General features: G+C 72.3%; 15 protein-coding genes. 9 read left to right on the top strand and 6 right to left on the bottom strand.

From position 1 onward, the window contains the following. Positions 1 to 8 precede the first annotated feature (8 nt). Both glgB and FJK98_RS09835 read right to left on the bottom strand, forming a co-directional pair. On the bottom strand, positions 9 to 2,111 hold the full coding sequence (glgB, locus tag FJK98_RS09830) for a 1,4-alpha-glucan branching protein GlgB (protein WP_145918744.1): 2,103 nt from the start codon (positions 2,109 to 2,111) through the stop codon (positions 9 to 11). After that, a complete protein-coding gene (locus FJK98_RS09835) occupies positions 2,099 to 4,270 on the bottom strand; it encodes an alpha-1,4-glucan--maltose-1-phosphate maltosyltransferase (RefSeq protein ID WP_240762722.1) in 2,172 nt (723 codons plus the stop codon). Before FJK98_RS09835 ends, glgB begins: the two co-directional genes overlap by 13 nt. Positions 4,271 to 4,430: 160 nt before the next feature. Between FJK98_RS09835 and FJK98_RS09840 the strand changes: the two genes are divergently transcribed. Further along, positions 4,431 to 4,736, top strand: a complete 306-nt coding sequence (locus FJK98_RS09840; protein WP_145918745.1) for a hypothetical protein — start codon at positions 4,431 to 4,433, stop codon at positions 4,734 to 4,736. 68 nt (positions 4,737 to 4,804) lie between these two features. Beyond that, positions 4,805 to 5,116 (top strand): hypothetical protein, encoded by a 312-nt coding sequence (locus tag FJK98_RS09845; protein ID WP_145918746.1) that lies wholly within the window; start codon positions 4,805 to 4,807, stop codon positions 5,114 to 5,116. Positions 5,117 to 5,411: 295 nt separating this feature from the next. On the opposite strand, the gene FJK98_RS09850 is transcribed toward FJK98_RS09845, so the two are convergent. Continuing rightward, complete coding sequence (locus tag FJK98_RS09850; RefSeq protein ID WP_145918747.1) at positions 5,412 to 5,639, bottom strand: winged helix-turn-helix domain-containing protein; 228 nt, start codon at positions 5,637 to 5,639, stop codon at positions 5,412 to 5,414. Between the two features lie 209 nt (positions 5,640 to 5,848). On the opposite strand from FJK98_RS09850, the gene FJK98_RS33125 reads away from it, so the two are divergent. Further along, the gene (locus FJK98_RS33125; protein WP_168222409.1) at positions 5,849 to 6,043 is read left to right on the top strand and encodes a hypothetical protein; all 195 of its coding nucleotides are present in this window, start codon (positions 5,849 to 5,851) and stop codon (positions 6,041 to 6,043) included. Positions 6,044 to 6,059: 16 nt separating this feature from the next. Beyond that, on the top strand, positions 6,060 to 7,262 hold the full coding sequence (locus FJK98_RS09860) for a helix-turn-helix domain-containing protein (protein ID WP_168222410.1): 1,203 nt from the start codon (positions 6,060 to 6,062) through the stop codon (positions 7,260 to 7,262). A 9-nt stretch (positions 7,263 to 7,271) separates the two neighbouring features. Here the strand turns inward: FJK98_RS09860 and FJK98_RS09865 are convergent, their stop codons facing one another. Genes FJK98_RS09865 through glgA form a run of 3 tightly spaced genes read right to left on the bottom strand, consistent with a single transcriptional unit; the run spans position 7,272 to position 9,048 of the window. After that, a complete protein-coding gene (locus FJK98_RS09865) occupies positions 7,272 to 7,529 on the bottom strand; it encodes a Txe/YoeB family addiction module toxin (protein WP_145918750.1) in 258 nt (85 codons plus the stop codon). Continuing rightward, complete coding sequence (locus FJK98_RS09870; RefSeq protein ID WP_145918751.1) at positions 7,526 to 7,801, bottom strand: type II toxin-antitoxin system Phd/YefM family antitoxin; 276 nt, start codon at positions 7,799 to 7,801, stop codon at positions 7,526 to 7,528. The genes FJK98_RS09865 and FJK98_RS09870 overlap by 4 nt, the downstream gene beginning before the upstream one ends. Before the next feature lie 44 nt (positions 7,802 to 7,845). Beyond that, complete coding sequence (gene glgA / locus FJK98_RS09875) at positions 7,846 to 9,048, bottom strand: glycogen synthase (RefSeq protein WP_145918752.1); 1,203 nt, start codon at positions 9,046 to 9,048, stop codon at positions 7,846 to 7,848. A gap of 95 nt (positions 9,049 to 9,143) precedes the next feature. Between glgA and glgC the strand changes: the two genes are divergently transcribed. The 5 genes from glgC to FJK98_RS09895 all read left to right on the top strand — a co-directional run bounded on the left by glgC (position 9,144) and on the right by FJK98_RS09895 (position 14,941). Beyond that, a complete protein-coding gene (gene glgC, locus FJK98_RS09880; RefSeq protein WP_145918753.1) occupies positions 9,144 to 10,376 on the top strand; it encodes a glucose-1-phosphate adenylyltransferase in 1,233 nt (410 codons plus the stop codon). Positions 10,377 to 10,446: 70 nt separating this feature from the next. Then, positions 10,447 to 12,084 (top strand): phosphoglucomutase (alpha-D-glucose-1,6-bisphosphate-dependent), encoded by a 1,638-nt coding sequence (pgm, locus tag FJK98_RS09885; RefSeq protein WP_145918754.1) that lies wholly within the window; start codon positions 10,447 to 10,449, stop codon positions 12,082 to 12,084. Positions 12,085 to 12,234: 150 nt separating this feature from the next. Then, positions 12,235 to 13,539 carry a hypothetical protein gene (locus FJK98_RS09890; RefSeq protein WP_145918755.1) on the top strand — a complete coding sequence of 435 codons (1,305 nt, stop codon included), beginning with the start codon at positions 12,235 to 12,237 and terminating at the stop codon, positions 13,537 to 13,539. Then, entirely contained in the window at positions 13,536 to 13,667 is a 132-nt protein-coding gene (locus FJK98_RS34515) for a hypothetical protein (protein ID WP_255470154.1), read from the top strand. The genes FJK98_RS09890 and FJK98_RS34515 overlap by 4 nt, the downstream gene beginning before the upstream one ends. Beyond that, positions 13,664 to 14,941, top strand: a complete 1,278-nt coding sequence (locus tag FJK98_RS09895; RefSeq protein ID WP_145918756.1) for a hypothetical protein — start codon at positions 13,664 to 13,666, stop codon at positions 14,939 to 14,941. The genes FJK98_RS34515 and FJK98_RS09895 overlap by 4 nt, the downstream gene beginning before the upstream one ends. The last annotated feature ends 103 nt before the right edge of the window (positions 14,942 to 15,044 follow it).

Here is a 15,044-nt window from a genome sequence, read left to right on the forward strand (position 1 = left end):
CGGACGGGTCAGTCGCGGCGGAGCCAGAGCACGCCGAGTGGGGGGACCCGCAGCGCCACCGAGGCGGGCAGGCCGTGCCAGGGGACGTCCTGGGCGTGCACCGCGCCGAGGTTGCCCACCCCGGAGCCGCCGTAGTGGTGGGCGTCGGTGTTGATCACCTCGGTCCAGGTGCCGGCGGCCGGCAGGCCGACCCGGTAGTCCTCCAACGGGCCGGCGGAGAAGTTCGCCACGCAGACCAGGGTCGCGCCGTCCGGGGCGATCCGGACGAACGAGACGGTGTTGTTGGCGACGTCGTCCCCGGCGATCCAGCGGAACCCGGCCGGGTCGGTGTCCTGCGCCCACAGCGCCGGGGTGTCCCGGTAGGCGGCGTTGAGGTCGGCGACCAGCCGCTGCACCCCGGCCCGCGCCGGATCGTGCAGGAGATACCAGTCCAGGCCCCGTTCCTCGCTCCACTCCCGGTCGTCGCCCAGCTCGCAGCCCATGAAGAGCAGCTGCTTGCCCGGGTGCGCCCACATGTACGCCAGCAGCGCCCGTACGTTGGCCAGCCGCTGCCAGGTGTCGCCGGGCATCTTGCCGGCCAGTGAGCCCTTGCCGTGCACCACCTCGTCGTGGCTGATCGGCAGCACGTAGTTCTCGCTCCAGGCGTACGCCAGGGAGAAGGTGAGCTGATGGTGGTGGTGCTGCCGGTAGATCGGGTCCTTCGCGGTGTAGAGCAGGGTGTCGTGCATCCAGCCCATGTTCCACTTGAAGCCGAAGCCGAGCCCGCCGTCGCTGGTGGGCCGGGTCACCCCGGGCCAGGCGGTGGACTCCTCGGCGATCATCACCACCCCGGCGTGGTGCTTGTAGACGGTGGCGTTGACCTCCTGCATGAAGGCGATCGCCTCCAGGTTCTCCCGGCCGCCGTGCCGGTTGGGCAGCCACTGCCCCTCGGGGCGGGAGTAGTCCAGGTAGAGCATCGAGGCGACCGCGTCGACCCGCAGGCCGTCGACGTGGAACTCGTCGCACCAGTAGAGGGCGTTGGCGACCAGGAAGTTGCGCACCTCGCGGCGGCCGAAGTCGAAGACGTACGTGCCCCAGTCGGGGTGTTCGCCGCGTCGCGGGTCGGGGTGCTCGTAGAGCGGGGTGCCGTCGAAGCGTGCGAGGGCCCACTCGTCCTTGGGGAAGTGCGCGGGCACCCAGTCCAGCAGCACCCCGATGCCGGCGGCGTGCAGCCGGTCGACCAGGTAGCGGAAGTCGTCCGGGTCGCCGAACCGGGAGGTGGGTGCGAAGTAGCCGGTGACCTGGTAGCCCCAGGAACCGCCGAACGGGTGCTCCATCACCGGCAGGAACTCCACGTGCGTGAAGCCCATCTCGGTGACGTACGCGGTGAGCTGTTCGGCCAGGTCCCGGTAGCCGAGGCCGGGCCGCCACGAGCCGAGGTGCACCTCGTACACGCTCATCGGTTCCCGGTGCGGCTGCCGGCGGGCCCGCTGCTCCAGCCACTGCGCGTCGGTCCACTCGTAGCGGGACCGGTGCACCACCGAGGCGGTGGCCGGCGGCACCTCCGCGTACGCGGCCAGCGGGTCGGCCTTGTCCCGCCACCGCCCGTCGGCACCGAGGACGCGGTACTTGTAGCGGGCCCCCTCCGGCGCGCCGGGCACGAAGATCTCCCAGACCCCGCTGGACCCGAGGCAGCGCATCGGCCACCCGTCGTCCGGGCCCCAGCCGACGAAGTCGCCGACCACCCGGACCCCACGGGCGTTCGGGGCCCACACCGCGAAGGCGACGCCGCCGTCGCGGACCCGCGCGCCGAGCGCCTCCCAGAGCCGTTCGTGCCGGCCCTCGCCGATCAGGTGCAGGTCCAGCTCGCCGAGGGTCGGCGGGTGGCGGTACGGGTCGTCGGTGACCCACCCGTCGACGTCGACCCGGTAGTCGAGCACGCTGCCCTCGACGCGGGCCTCGAAGACGCCGACGTCGTGCACCCGCTTCATCGGGTGCCGGTCGTCGCCGACGAGCAGCGCCACGTCACCGGCACCCCGCCGCAGGGTGCGGATCGTGGTCCGCCCGTCGGCGGGGTGCGCGCCGAGCAGGGCGTGCGGGTCGTGCGTCGCGCCGGCGATCAGCTGGTCCATCGGTCGTCCTTCGAGGCGGTCGGGGTGGTGCCGTCGGTCGGGTCGGTGGCGGGCGCGGTCGGCGCGGTGCCCCCGGACAGTTCGGTGGGCACCTGCGCCACGGTCAGCCCGGGCGGGGCGGTGCCGGCGGGGGAGTCCGCGTCGTCCGGCCCGGCCTCGGGCGGTGTGGCCGGGGTGTCGGCCGGGGCGGGCGGGGCCGGGCGGCGGACGGTCAGCACGTGCGCCGGTTGCAGGTACGGGTCGAGCCGGACCGCGTTGCGCTGGCCCCACTCGTAGCCGGCCCCGGTCAGCTCGTCGTGCACGGTGAACCGTTCGTGCCAGTCGAAGCCGAGCGCCGGCATGTCCAGCGTGGTGTTGCCCCACTGCACGGTGTGCGAGTCGAACGAGCAGACCACGATGACCGTGTCGCCGGTGTCCGGGTCGCGCTTGGACCAGCACAGCAGCGCCGGGTTGTCGATGTCGTGGAAGACCAGGTTGCGCAGCCGGTGCAGGGCCGGGTGCTCGCGGCGGACCCGGTTGAGGGTGGCGACGAACGGGGCGAGCGAGCGGCCGTGCGCCTGCGCGCCGGCCCAGTCCCGGGGGCGCAGCTCGTACTTCTCGTTGTCGAGGTATTCCTCCGCGCCGGGCCGGGCGACGTGCTCGAACAGTTCGTAGCCGGCGTAGATGCCCCACGACGGGCTGAGCAGGGCGGCCAGCACCGCCCGGATCTTGAACATCGGCGGTCCGCCGTGTTGCAGGGACTCGTGCAGGATGTCCGGGGTGTTGGGCCAGAAGTTGGGCCGCATCCAGTCGACCGAGGCGACCAGTTCCTCGCAGTACTCCCGCATCTGCGCGGCCGTCGTGCGCCAGGTGAAGTAGGTGTACGACTGGGTGAAGCCGATCTTGCCGAGGCCGTGCATGATCGCCGGCCGGGTGAACGCCTCGGCCAGGAACAGCACGTCCGGGTCGGTGCGCTTGACCTCGGCGATCAGCCAGTGCCAGAAGTCGAACGGTTTGGTGTGCGGGTTGTCCACCCGGAAGATCCTGATGCCCTCGCCGATCCAGTGCCGGACCACCCGCAGCACCTCGGCCCGGATGCCCTCGGGGTCGTTGTCGAAGTTGACCGGGTAGATGTCCTGGTACTTCTTCGGCGGGTTCTCCGCGTACGCGATGCTGCCGTCGGCGCGGGTGGTGAACCACTCCGGGTGCTCGGTCACCCAGGGGTGGTCGGGGGCGCACTGCAACGCCAGGTCCATCGCCACCTCCAGGCCCTGCTCGGCGGCGGCGGCGACGAAGTCGCGGAAGTCGGCCGGCGTACCCAGGTCGGGGTGGATGGCGTCGTGGCCGCCCTCGGCCGCGCCGATCGCCCACGGCGAGCCGACGTCGTCCGGGCCGGCGGTGAGCGCGTTGTTGCGGCCCTTGCGGTTGACCCGGCCGATCGGGTGGATCGGCGGCAGGTAGAGCACGTCGAAGCCCATCGCCGCGACCCCGGGCAACCGGTCCATCGCGGTGACGAAGGTGCCCGAGCGGGCCGGCGCGTCGACGGTGGCCGGGATCGCGCCCTCGGAACGGGGGAAGAACTCGTACCAGGCGGAGAAGAGCGCCCGGGGACGGTCCACCCAGAGCCGGTGCGCCGTGCCGGTGGTGACCAGCTCCCGCACCGGGTACGCCCAGAGCAGGTCGGCCAGGTCGAGCGCCGGGGCGACCCGGCGGGCCAGGTCGGCCCGCTCGTCGCCCAGCGCCTTCACCGCCGCCGTGACCTGCCCGGCCGCGTCGGTCGGCACGAGGTCCAGGGCGGTGGTGAGCACCCGCACGCCCTCGGCCAGGTCGTTGGCCAGCTCGGCCGCGCCCTGCCCGGCGGCGATCTTCTTGGTCACCGCGTTGTGCCAGGTCAGGTACGGGTCCTGGAACGCCTCGACGGTGAACGACCACTCGCCGACGGCGTCCGGCCGGATGGTGGCGTGCCAGCGGTCCTGCCCCGGCTCGCCCGGCCGCATCCGGGTGAACGGGCGGGCCACACCGTCGGGGCCGTGCCAGGCCACGTTGCAGCCGAGCGCGTCGTGCCCCTCCCGGTAGGCGCGGGCCGACACCGGCACCAGCTCGTCGACCACCGCCTTGGCCGGGTAGCGACCGCAGGCGACGACGGGGGAGACGTCTTCGATCGGGAACCGTCCGCTCACCCGCTCAACCTACTGTGCGAGATCCCCTCGCGCTCAACCAAGCGTCCCCTTCGCCCCGCCCCGGCGTCCCCGCCCAGGTCCGGACACGTGGCGTTGCCGATAGATCACCTTGTGTGTACGGTCGGTCGGGTCAATCGACAGATCGCGATCTGGAGGTAGGATGAATCGGCTCAAATCCCGCGCGGCCCTCGTGGCAGGCACCGCGATCGCCGGCCTCGTCGCGGCCACGGTGCCCGGCACCGCCGCCCAGGCCGGCTACTACCAGTACCGCAAGTGCTCCACCGCGGTCTCGCTCTCCTTCTTCGTCGACAGCACCTCGTCGACCACGCGGTGGCCGCACTCGATCGGCTGGAACAACGTCATGTACGCGGCACAGGAGGCCAACGGCCGCTACCACGTCTCGCTCTGGGACACCTCGGGTGACACCAACGGTTGGGTCAGCACCGCCTGGGTCCGCGCCTGCTGAACCGGCCGCCGTACGGCACCGGCGGCGACGCCGACCACGCACCACACCCGACGACGCGGAGGTACCCCGTGAGTACGACCAGCAAGCGCGCGCTCGCCCTCCTGACGGCGACCGCCCTGACCAGCCTCGGCGCGGCCGTGGCCACCGGTGGCGCCGCGCAGGCGGCCTACTACCAGTACAGCAAGTGCTCCACCGCCGTCAGCCTGTCCGTGTTCGTGGACAGCACCTCGTCGACCACGAAGTGGCCGCACTCGGTCGGCTACAACACCCGCATGTTCGCGGCGCAGGAGGCCAACGGCCGCTACCACGTCTCGCTGTGGAACGACAGCGGCGACACCAACGGCTGGGTCAGCACCGCCTGGGTCCGGCCCTGCTCGTAGCCTTCCCCGCTGCGCGCAGCCGTTCTTGCTGCCCGTAGCTCTCCCGGCGGCCTGCGGCCCGCACCGGGTCCCGCCCCTTGTTGTTCCCGGTCGCACGGGCGGAGCCCTGCCCGTGTGAAGCCCTGCCCGTGCGGCCGTCCGGAGCCACCATTCCCGCAGGCCCGTATGCCTGTCCGGCATTCCTATGCCGGACAGGCATACGACTTTCCCGGAACTGGTACCCCCGCCGGGGTGACGCGATGTGCAGGCCGGCATCGCAGTCCCGGGCTGTCGGGCATCAACAGCATCCGCCGGGTTAGGCGGGGGGTTCCGGTGCCACAAACGACCCCTTGCCCTGGTGCACCTCGATCCAGCCCCGCTCATCCAGAATGCGAAGCGCCAGCCGGATCGGTGTCGCGCTGGCCTTGTACTGCTCACAGAGTTCCGCGATCGACGGCAGCTTCGCCCCGGGCTGTAGCGCGCCGGACCGGATCGAGCGGGTCACATCGTCGATGACCTGCTCATACAGAGGTTGTCTGGGCATGGCGGGCCGCCTCTCGTCAGCCCTCTGAGCATGCCACCCGACATGACACACTGTGCATCGTGTGTTGACTCTGTATTCACTGCACTCTAGGTTTGGTTAAGGTTCTCTCGTCAGCAGCGGAGTACCTGCCCCAGGGCGGGGTGGTTTCAAGCCGGACTACTCCGCCCTGCGGTGACCTGCATCTTTGGCACACTCTTGAGGAGGTATGGATGTATGAGCGTCCACATCAGGGACCGCTGCGAGGGGCGTATCCAGTGCCGGGTGGTCCTGCTCCGCTGCCGGACGGCGACCGGGTGGCCGTGCCGGTCCGGCCGCGTCGGGCGCTGCGTCGGCGGCAGTTCGCCTACGGCGTGGCGGTCGCGGTGTGCGTACTCGTTCTGCTCGTGGTGGGGGTCTTCCGGTGAGCGGGACGGGCCGGCGGTGAACGAGCTGCCGGTGGGCCGCCGGGTCGCCCAGTGGCGGGTGCGGCGCAACATGACGCAACAGCAGTTCGCCGACCATCTCGGCAAGTCGAAGAGCTGGGTGGACAAGGTCGAGCGCGGGGTACGCCGGCTGGAGCAGGTGTCCAACCTCCGGATGGTCGCCGAAACGCTCCGCATCGATCTGGAGGTGCTGCTCGCCGGGTCGGCGGGGGAGTCGGCGCGACCGGAAGCCGCCACTACCGGTGTCGACGCGGTGCTGGCCGCGCTGGCCCGCTACCACGTCGAGCCGCCGGCCCGGCCGCCCGACATCGCGGAGCTACGCACCCGCCTGGCCCACGCGGAGCAGAGCTACCGGCACGCCCGGTACCCGGAACTACTCGTCCTGCTGCCCGGCCTGGTCGACGCGGTCCGCGCGGCGCGCGCCATCCAGCCCGGCCGGGCGACCGATGGCCTGCTGGCACGGGCGTACGGCCTGGTCGCGCTGGTGCTGCTCAAGGTCGACCGGCCGGAGGTTGCCTGGCTGGCCGCCGACCGGGCGGTGGCCGCCGCGCAGGTCACGAAGGACCCGTGGGTGGCCGCCGCCGCCACGGTGCCGTTGGCCCAGGCGCTGCGCCACGGCGGCCGGCGGCGGGCCGCGATGGAGGCCGCCGCCGTCGCCGCCCACCGCCTCCTGCCGGGGCGTTCCCCGGGCACGCCCCGGGCGACCTCGTCGACGACCGGTGACGGCCCGTCAGCCGACCCGACGCTGCTCGGGACGCTGCTGCTCCAGGCCGGCCTGGCCGCCGCCGGGCGGGGTGACGGCCGGGCCGCCCGGGACCTGCTCGGCCGGGCCGGCCGGGCCGCCCGCGATGCCGGGGCCGAGGGCGGCGGGGCGGCGGTCGAGGCCGCGCGGGTGGTCGCCGAGGCCGCCCTCGGCGAGATCACGGCGGCGACGGTACGCCACGAGCGGCTGGTGGCCGGCGACGGATGGGGATGGCTACCCCCTGAGCACCGGGCCGCGCACCTGCTCGACGCCGCCCGTGCCTACGTGCTCGGTGGCAACCTGCTCCGCGCCGGCCGGGCGGTGCTGGAGGCGGAGCGCACCGCCCGCAGCGAGGTGCACGACCGCCCGGCGGTACGCCCCCTGGTCGCCGCAGTGGCCCGCTCCGCCGCCGCCCCGCCCGCGCTGACCCGCCTCGCCGCCACCCTCCACGTCACCTGAGCCTGGTGGCTACCTGTCGCCGTAGTGGTATCGGCAGGCAATGATCTCGACGTCGTCCTTGGTGACCCGGTACACCAGCCGGTGTTCGCGATCGATCCGGCGGGACCAGAAGCCGGAGAGCTCACCCCGGAGGGGCTCCGGCTTGCCGATGCCCTCGTACTCGTTGCGCATGACGTCCGCGATGAGATCGTTGATGCGTTTGACCAGCTTGCGATCCGTGTGGCTGAGGTACTGGTTCCACGCCGTCGCGGTGAAGACCAGCCTCACGCGACGTCCCGTACGGTCGTCGGGTCAACCAGTTCCCGCTCGGTGGCGTCACCCTCTTCGAGCTCCGCGATCGATCTGCGCAGGGCTGCGGCGTTGCCCGGACTGCGCAGCAGGTACTCGGTCTCCTTCATCGACTCGTACTCCGCCAGCGGCACGATGACCACCGGCTCGTGACCCGACCGGGTCACGACCACTTCCTCCGCGTCGTTGATGACGCTGTCGAGTTCGGCGGCCAGGTTCTGCCGTAGCTGGGTGAAGTTGACGGTCCGCATGATCACCTCCGAGGTAGGTACAGAAAACTGTACCGGACCTCTCCCTAGGCCCGCAGCGAGCGGTACAGCTCCACCGTCTGGGCGGCGATGGCGTCCCAGGAGAAGTGCTCCACGGCCCGCCGCCGACCGGCGAGACCGAACGCCTCGGTGCGCTGCGGGTCGGCCAGCAGCTCGTTGATCGTCTTGCCGAGGTCGGCGACGAACCGGTCCGGGTCCAGCGGGGTGCCGCTGCCGTCGCCGGCCTGCTCGATCGGCACCAGCAGGCCGGTCTCGCCGTCGGCGACCACCTCGGGGATGCCGCCGGTGGCCGTCGCCACCACCGCCGTCTCGCAGGCCATCGCCTCCAGGTTGACGATGCCCATCGGCTCGTAGACCGAGGGGCAGACGAAGAGCGTGGCGTGGGTGAGCACCTGGATCACCTCGGGCTTGGGCAGCATCTCGGCCACCCAGACCACCCCGGACCGGTTGGCCCGCAGCTCGGTGACCAGGCCCTCCACCTCGGCGGCGATCTCCGGGGTGTCCGGGGCCCCGGCGAGCAGCACGAGCTGGGTGTCGGCGGGCAGCTCCCGGGCGGCGCGCAGCAGGTAGGGCAGGCCCTTCTGCCGGGTGATCCGCCCGACGTAGACCACGCTGGGGCGGGCCGGGTCGATGCCGAGCCGGTCCAGCACGTCGGTGCCGTGGTCCGGGGCGTACTGCGCGGTGTCGATGCCGTTGTAGACCACCCGGACCCGGTCCGGGTTCACCGCCGGGTAGGCGGTCAGCACGTCGCGCCGCATCCCCGCGCTGACCGCGACGATCGCGTCGGCGGACTCCATGGCCGTCCGCTCGCACCAGGAGGAGAGCGCGTAGCCGCCGCCGAGCTGTTCGGCCTTCCACGGGCGCAGCGGCTCCAGGCTGTGCGCGGTCACCACGTGCGGCACCCCGTACAGCAGCTTGGCGGTGTGCCCGGCCAGGTTGGCGTACCAGGTGTGGCTGTGCACCACGTCGGTGCCGGCGCACCCGGCGGCCATCGCCAGGTCGACGCCCATCGTGCGCAGCGCGGCGTTCGCGCCGCCCAGGCCGGCCGGCTCGGGGTACGCGGTGACACCCGGCTCGTCGCGCGCCGCGCCGAAGCAGTGCACCCGGACGTCGGCGAGCCGGCGCAGCTCCCGGGCCAGGTACTCGACGTGCACCCCGGCCCCGCCGTAGACCTCCGGCGGGTACTCGCGGGTCAGCAGGTCCACGCGCAGCGGGGCGGAGTCGGTCATGCCCGGCACCCTAGTGCAGAATCCGGCCGCGCACCGCTCGCGGAACTGTGCCCGTACGAGTGGTGAAGTCGCAGCGGTATGGATAGCGTCTGGTCATGGCTGCCAAGGTGCTCGCGATCGTCCTGGCCGGCGGAGAGGGCAAGCGCCTGATGCCGCTCACCGCGGACCGGGCCAAGCCGGCCGTCCCGTTCGGCGGGATGTACCGCATGGTCGATTTCGTCCTGTCCAATCTGGCGAACGCCGGCTTTCTCAAGATCGTCGTGCTGACCCAGTACAAGTCCCACTCGTTGGACCGGCACATCACCAAGACCTGGCGGATGTCGACCCTGCTCGGCAACTACGTCACGCCGGTGCCGGCCCAGCAGCGCCGGGGCCCGTGGTGGTTCGCCGGGTCCGCCGACGCGATCTACCAGAGCTTCAACCTGATCAACGACGAGCAGCCGGACTACGTGATCGTCTTCGGTGCCGACCACATCTACCGGATGGACCCCCGGCAGATGGTCGACGACCACATCGCCTCCGGCGCCGCGGTCACCGTGGCCGGCATCCGGCAGCCGCTGTCGATGGCCGACCAGTTCGGCGTGATCGAGGTCGGCCCGGACGGCAAGCGGATCAGGTCCTTCCGGGAGAAGCCCACCGACGCCGTCGGCCTGCCCGACGCCCCCGACCAGATCTACGCCTCGATGGGCAATTACGTCTTCTCCACCCGGGCGCTCTGCGAGGTCGTCGAGCGGGACGCGGCCGACAAGACCAGCAAGCACGACATGGGCGGCAGCATCATCCCGATGCTGGTCGAGCGGGGCGAGGCCAACGTCTACGACTTCAAGGACAACGAGGTGCCCGGCAGCACCGACCGCGACCGGGGCTACTGGCGGGACGTGGGGACGCTCGACTCGTTCTACGACGCGCACATGGATCTGATCAACGTGCACCCGGTGTTCAACCTCTACAACTTCGACTGGCCGATCTATACCGACCAGCCGCCGTACCCGCCGGCGAAGTTCGTCCACCAGTGGGGCGAGCGGGTCGGCCGGGCGGTCGGCTCGATGATCTCGCCCGGCGCGGTGATCTCCGGCTCGCTGGTGGAGAACTCGGTCGTCTCGCCCAAGGTCAAGGTCCACTCCTGGGCGCAGGTCGACGGCGCGGTGCTGATGGAGGGCGTCGAGATCGGCCGGCACGCGGTGGTCCGCCGGGCCATCCTCGACAAGAACGTCTTCGTGCCCGAGGGGGCCGAGATCGGCGTCGACCTGGAGAAGGACCGGCAGCGCTACACCGTCTCCGACAACGGCATCGTCGTCATCGGCAAGGGTCAGCGCGTCGAGCCCTGAGCCGGGGTGTGACCCGGTCGCCGCCGGGAAGACACCGCACCCGCCCGTACCACCCGAGGAGGTTTCCGCAGTGGCCCACCCCCGTGCCGGACAGCCCGCCGAGCCCGCCGACCTGGTCGACGTGCCCCGGCTGGTGACCGCCTACTACGCCGAGCACCCGGACCCGGACGACCCGGCGCAGCAGGTCTCCTTCGGCACCTCCGGCCACCGGGGGTCCTCGCTGCGCAACGCGTTCAACTCCGACCACATCCTCGCGGTCACCCAGGCGCTCTGCGACTACCGCCGGGAACAGGGCCTGACGGGGCCGCTCTTCCTGGCCCGGGACACCCACGCGCTGTCCGCCCCCGCCGAGGCCGACGCGCTGGAGGTGCTCGCCGCCAACGGGGTGACCGTGCTGCGGGACAGCCGGGACGGCTACACCCCCACCCCGGCGCTGTCGCACGCGATCCTCACCCACAACCGGGGGCGCACCGACGGGCTCGCCGACGGCATCGTGATCACCCCGTCGCACAATCCGCCCGACGACGGCGGCTTCAAGTACAACCCGACCAACGGCGGGCCCGCCGACACCGACGTCACGAAGTGGATCCAGGACCGCGCCAACGCGATCCTGGCCGCCGGGCTCAAGGAGGTCAAGCGCATCCCGTACGCGCGGGCGCGCGCCGCCGACACCACCGGCACGTACGACTTCCTCGCCCACTACGTCGACGACCTGCCGGCCGTGCTCGACATCGACGCGATCCGCGACGCCGGGGTGCGGATCGGCGCCGACCCGCTCGGCGGGGCCAGCGTCGCCTACTGGGGTGAGATCGCGCAGCGGCACCGGCTCGACCTCACCGTGATCAACCTGCTGGTCGACCCGACCTGGCGGTTCATGACCCTCGACGGCGACGGCAAGATCCGGATGGACTGCTCGTCGCCCAACGCGATGGCGTCGCTGATCGCCGCCCGGGACCGGTTCCAGGTCTCCACCGGCAACGACGCCGACGCCGACCGGCACGGCATCGTCACCCCCGACGGGGGCCTGATGAACCCCAACCACTACCTGGCGGTGGCGATCGGCCACCTGTTCCGTACCCGGTCGCAGTGGGGGCCGGCGGCGGCCGTCGGCAAGACGCTGGTCTCCTCCTCGATGATCGACCGGATCGCCGCCGACCTGGGCCGGCCGCTGCTGGAGGTGCCGGTCGGCTTCAAGTGGTTCGTCCCCGGGCTGCTCGACGGCACGGTCGGCTTCGGCGGCGAGGAGAGCGCCGGGGCGTCGTTCCTGCGCCGCGACGGCAGCACCTGGACCACCGACAAGGACGGCATCCTGCTCTGCCTGCTCGCCGCCGAGATCATCGCCACCACCGGGCGGACCCCGAGCGAGCACTACGCCACCCTGACCGAACGCTTCGGCGCGCCCGCGTACGCCCGGATCGACGCCCCGGCCAGCCGGGAGCAGAAGGCGGTGCTCGGCCGGCTCTCCCCCGAGCAGGTCACCGCCACCGAGCTGGCCGGCGAGCCGATCACCGGCATCCTGACCAGCGCCCCGGGCAACGGGGCTTCCATCGGTGGACTGAAGGTGACCACCGAGTCGGGCTGGTTCGCGGCCCGGCCGTCCGGCACCGAGGACGTCTACAAGATCTACGCCGAGTCGTTCCAGGGGCCCGAGCACCTGGCCCAGCTCCAACAGGAGGCGAAGACCCTGGTCGACACCGTGCTGGGGTAGTTCCACCGGCTGCCCGTGCGCCCCGTCCGGTCACCGGACGGGGCGCACGGGTGTCTCGCCCCCGGTGCCCGCAGTTTTCCTCCGGGGCGTTTCGTGAGCCGCGACTCGTTCGTTGCGCATGAGGCGACCGAAAATGGGAGGGGGCGGACGATGACCTGGTCCAGGACGGTCTCTCCCCCCGGCTCCGGGACCGACCTCGTCGAACTCCGGACGGCGTCCCCGGCCCGTACCGCGTCGTGGGGACGCCAGCGGGAACTGGTCGGTCGGCTGCTGCGCTGCTATCCGGTCAGCTTCCTGGTGCTCGCCCCGTACGCGCTGCTGATCCTGCCGATGGCGGTGATCAATGACAACCCGCGTACCGGTTTCATCGTGTTCCTGGTGGGCCTGGCGTTGCTGGGCACCGTCACCGTGGAGACGTTCTGTCTGCTCCTCGGGCGGCCCGATCCGCAGTGGCGGCGCGGCATGCGCCAGGCGACCGCCCGGTACCCCCGGATCTATCCGGTGGCCCGCCTGGTCGTGCTGGTCAGCATCGCGGCCGAACTACTGGGAGCGCACCTCGGGGCGGGGAACCTCGTCGCGCAGATCTCCGGGGACATGTCCGACACGCCGATGGTGGCGCTGACCAAGTTGTTCTCCGGTTGGGCGGCGCTCGGGTTCGCGCTGCTGGTCGCCAGTCACCTCGGCGGCTACCTGTCCAAGGTGAAGCTGTACGGCTGGCTGGGCGCGCTCGTCGCCACCAAGGCCGTCGTCACCGTGCTGACCGCCCTCACGGCGCCACTGATCGCCTTCGTCTTCTTCGCGGTCACCGCCGGGGTGGTCTGCGGCGTGTTCCGGTTGCGGTACCTGATGGTCGGCACGCTGATGCTGGTGCTGCTGTGGCCCGCCATGTTCGACTACCGCAACGGGCTACGGGAGGACCAGGGCGTCGCGGTGGACGACGCGGTCACCGCGACGGACCGGATGCGCCTGGACCGGCAACTGACGGTCGTCGCGGAGACGGAGGTTCCCGTCGACCTCGGCCAGCCCGAGGGCGTCGACTACCTCAGGTACGGTCTGGTACCACGGCTTCTGGACCCCGACCGGCCGGCTCTGACGACCGGACAACAGATCAACCAGTACCTCGGCGGTAGCCGGACGTCGGCCTCCAACTTCCTGTTGCTGGGCAACATGTGGTTCTTCGACGGTCCCGACGGGGTGGTGGCCGTGCACGCCTTCTGGGCCGGGTTCGTGGCGCTGCTGCTGCGCTGGCGGGGCCGGCCCGGCCCGGCCCGGTTGAGCCTGGTCTGCCTGGTGTTCTCCGACGCGCTGCTCTGGTCCGGCACCTATCCCGACTCGATGATCGGGTTCGTGCAACACGTGGTGTCGGCGCTGACGGTCTTCTTCCTGCTGTGGCTGACCCGCAGCCTTCCCGGCCGGGTGCCCGCCCGACCCGCCCGGGGCGTGGGGTCCGGGTGAGACGTCAGCGGGAACTGGTCGGTGGGCTACTGCGCTGCTATCCCGTCAGCTTCCCGGTGCTCGCCCCGTACGCGGTGTCCATCGGGCGTCCCGATCCGCGGTGGCGGCTGGCGGGTGCCGTCCGGTGACCGTCCGGGTCCGTGCCCGCCCGGCCGGCCGCAGGGGTGTGCCCGGCCTACCCCGGACCGGTCGCCGTGCCCTGCTCGCCCTGCTCGTCGGAGGACTGTCCAGCGGGGGCAACCTCCTGCTGGCGGTCACCGTCACCCGGCTGGAGTCGATCGGCGGAGTGGGGCAGTTCGCCCTGGCCTTCTCGTTCTACGTCCTCGGCTCCGGGCTGGTGCGCAGCGTGGTGACCGACTCGACCCTGGCGGCCGGCACGGGGGCCGCTCCCGCCGCCCGGCGGGCCGTCCTGCTCGGCACCGTCAGCGGCCTCGCGCTCGGCGCGGCGGGTATCGCGTACGGCTCGTCCTATCTGGTGTGCGCGGGCCTCGCCCTGCCCGGCCTGGTGCTCTACGACTACACCAAGGCGATCGCCGTCGGCCTCGGGGCACCGGCCGGGGCCCTGGCCCAGGAGGCCGCCTGGGCGGCGGTCACCGGCTGCGCCGCGCTCGCCGGCCTGTTCCGGCTGCTCGACGCGCCGTACGTGTTCGCCCTCTGGGCGGGCGGTGGCGGGTTCATCGGTGTGGTCGTCGCGATCCGCCGCCGGTACATGGTGCGGCCCGGCTGGCGCGTCGGCCGGGCGGAGACCCGCGTCGCGGTGGGGTTCGGCGCGCAGTTCCTGCTGACCACCGGATCGGCGCAGTTGGCGCTGACCGCCCTGACCGCCTTCGCGGGCACCGCGGTGGTCGGCGCGTTGAGCGCCGGGCGGACCCTGCTGGGGCCGGTGAACCTGGTCCTGTCCACCGCCGCCACGCTGATCCTGCCGCACCTGGCCCGCAGCCGCGCCGAGTCCCGCGCGGTGCGGACCCGGGTGGCGGTACGACTCACGGCGCTGGTGGCCGCCGGCGTCCTGCCGATGACGGCGGCGGTCGCCCTGCTGCCCGACGCGGTCGGGACGGTGCTGCTCGGCGCGAACTGGGACCTGGCCCGCAGCCTGCTGGTGCTGCTCGCGCTGGAGAGTCTGTTCGCGGTGCCGGCCGCCGTCGGCTTCGCCGGGCTACGGGTGGAACAGGCGAGCCGGCGGGCGATCCTGCTCGGCGTCCTGCTCGGTGGGCTGCGGGTGCCGGTGGTCGTCGTCGCGGCGGTGCTGTTCGGGGCCACCGGTGCGGCCGGTGCGCTCGCGGCGCTCGCCCTGGTCAGCGCCGTCGCCTGGGCCGGCAGCTACCTGCTGTTGCTGCGCCACCGGGCGACCCACCGCGCGCCGGCCCACCGCCGGCTCGACCCGGTCCCACGAGGCGGGTGAGCCGGGCGGGCCCGGGTGAGCCGGACGCGGGTGGACCGGCGCGGGACCGGGTGGCGGGTGAGCCGGGCGCGGGGTCGGCGGACGGGCCGCGCGGGACGGCGGC

This window comes from Micromonospora sp. HM134 (assembly GCF_007833915.1).
Lineage (GTDB): Bacteria > Actinomycetota > Actinomycetes > Mycobacteriales > Micromonosporaceae > Micromonospora > Micromonospora wenchangensis.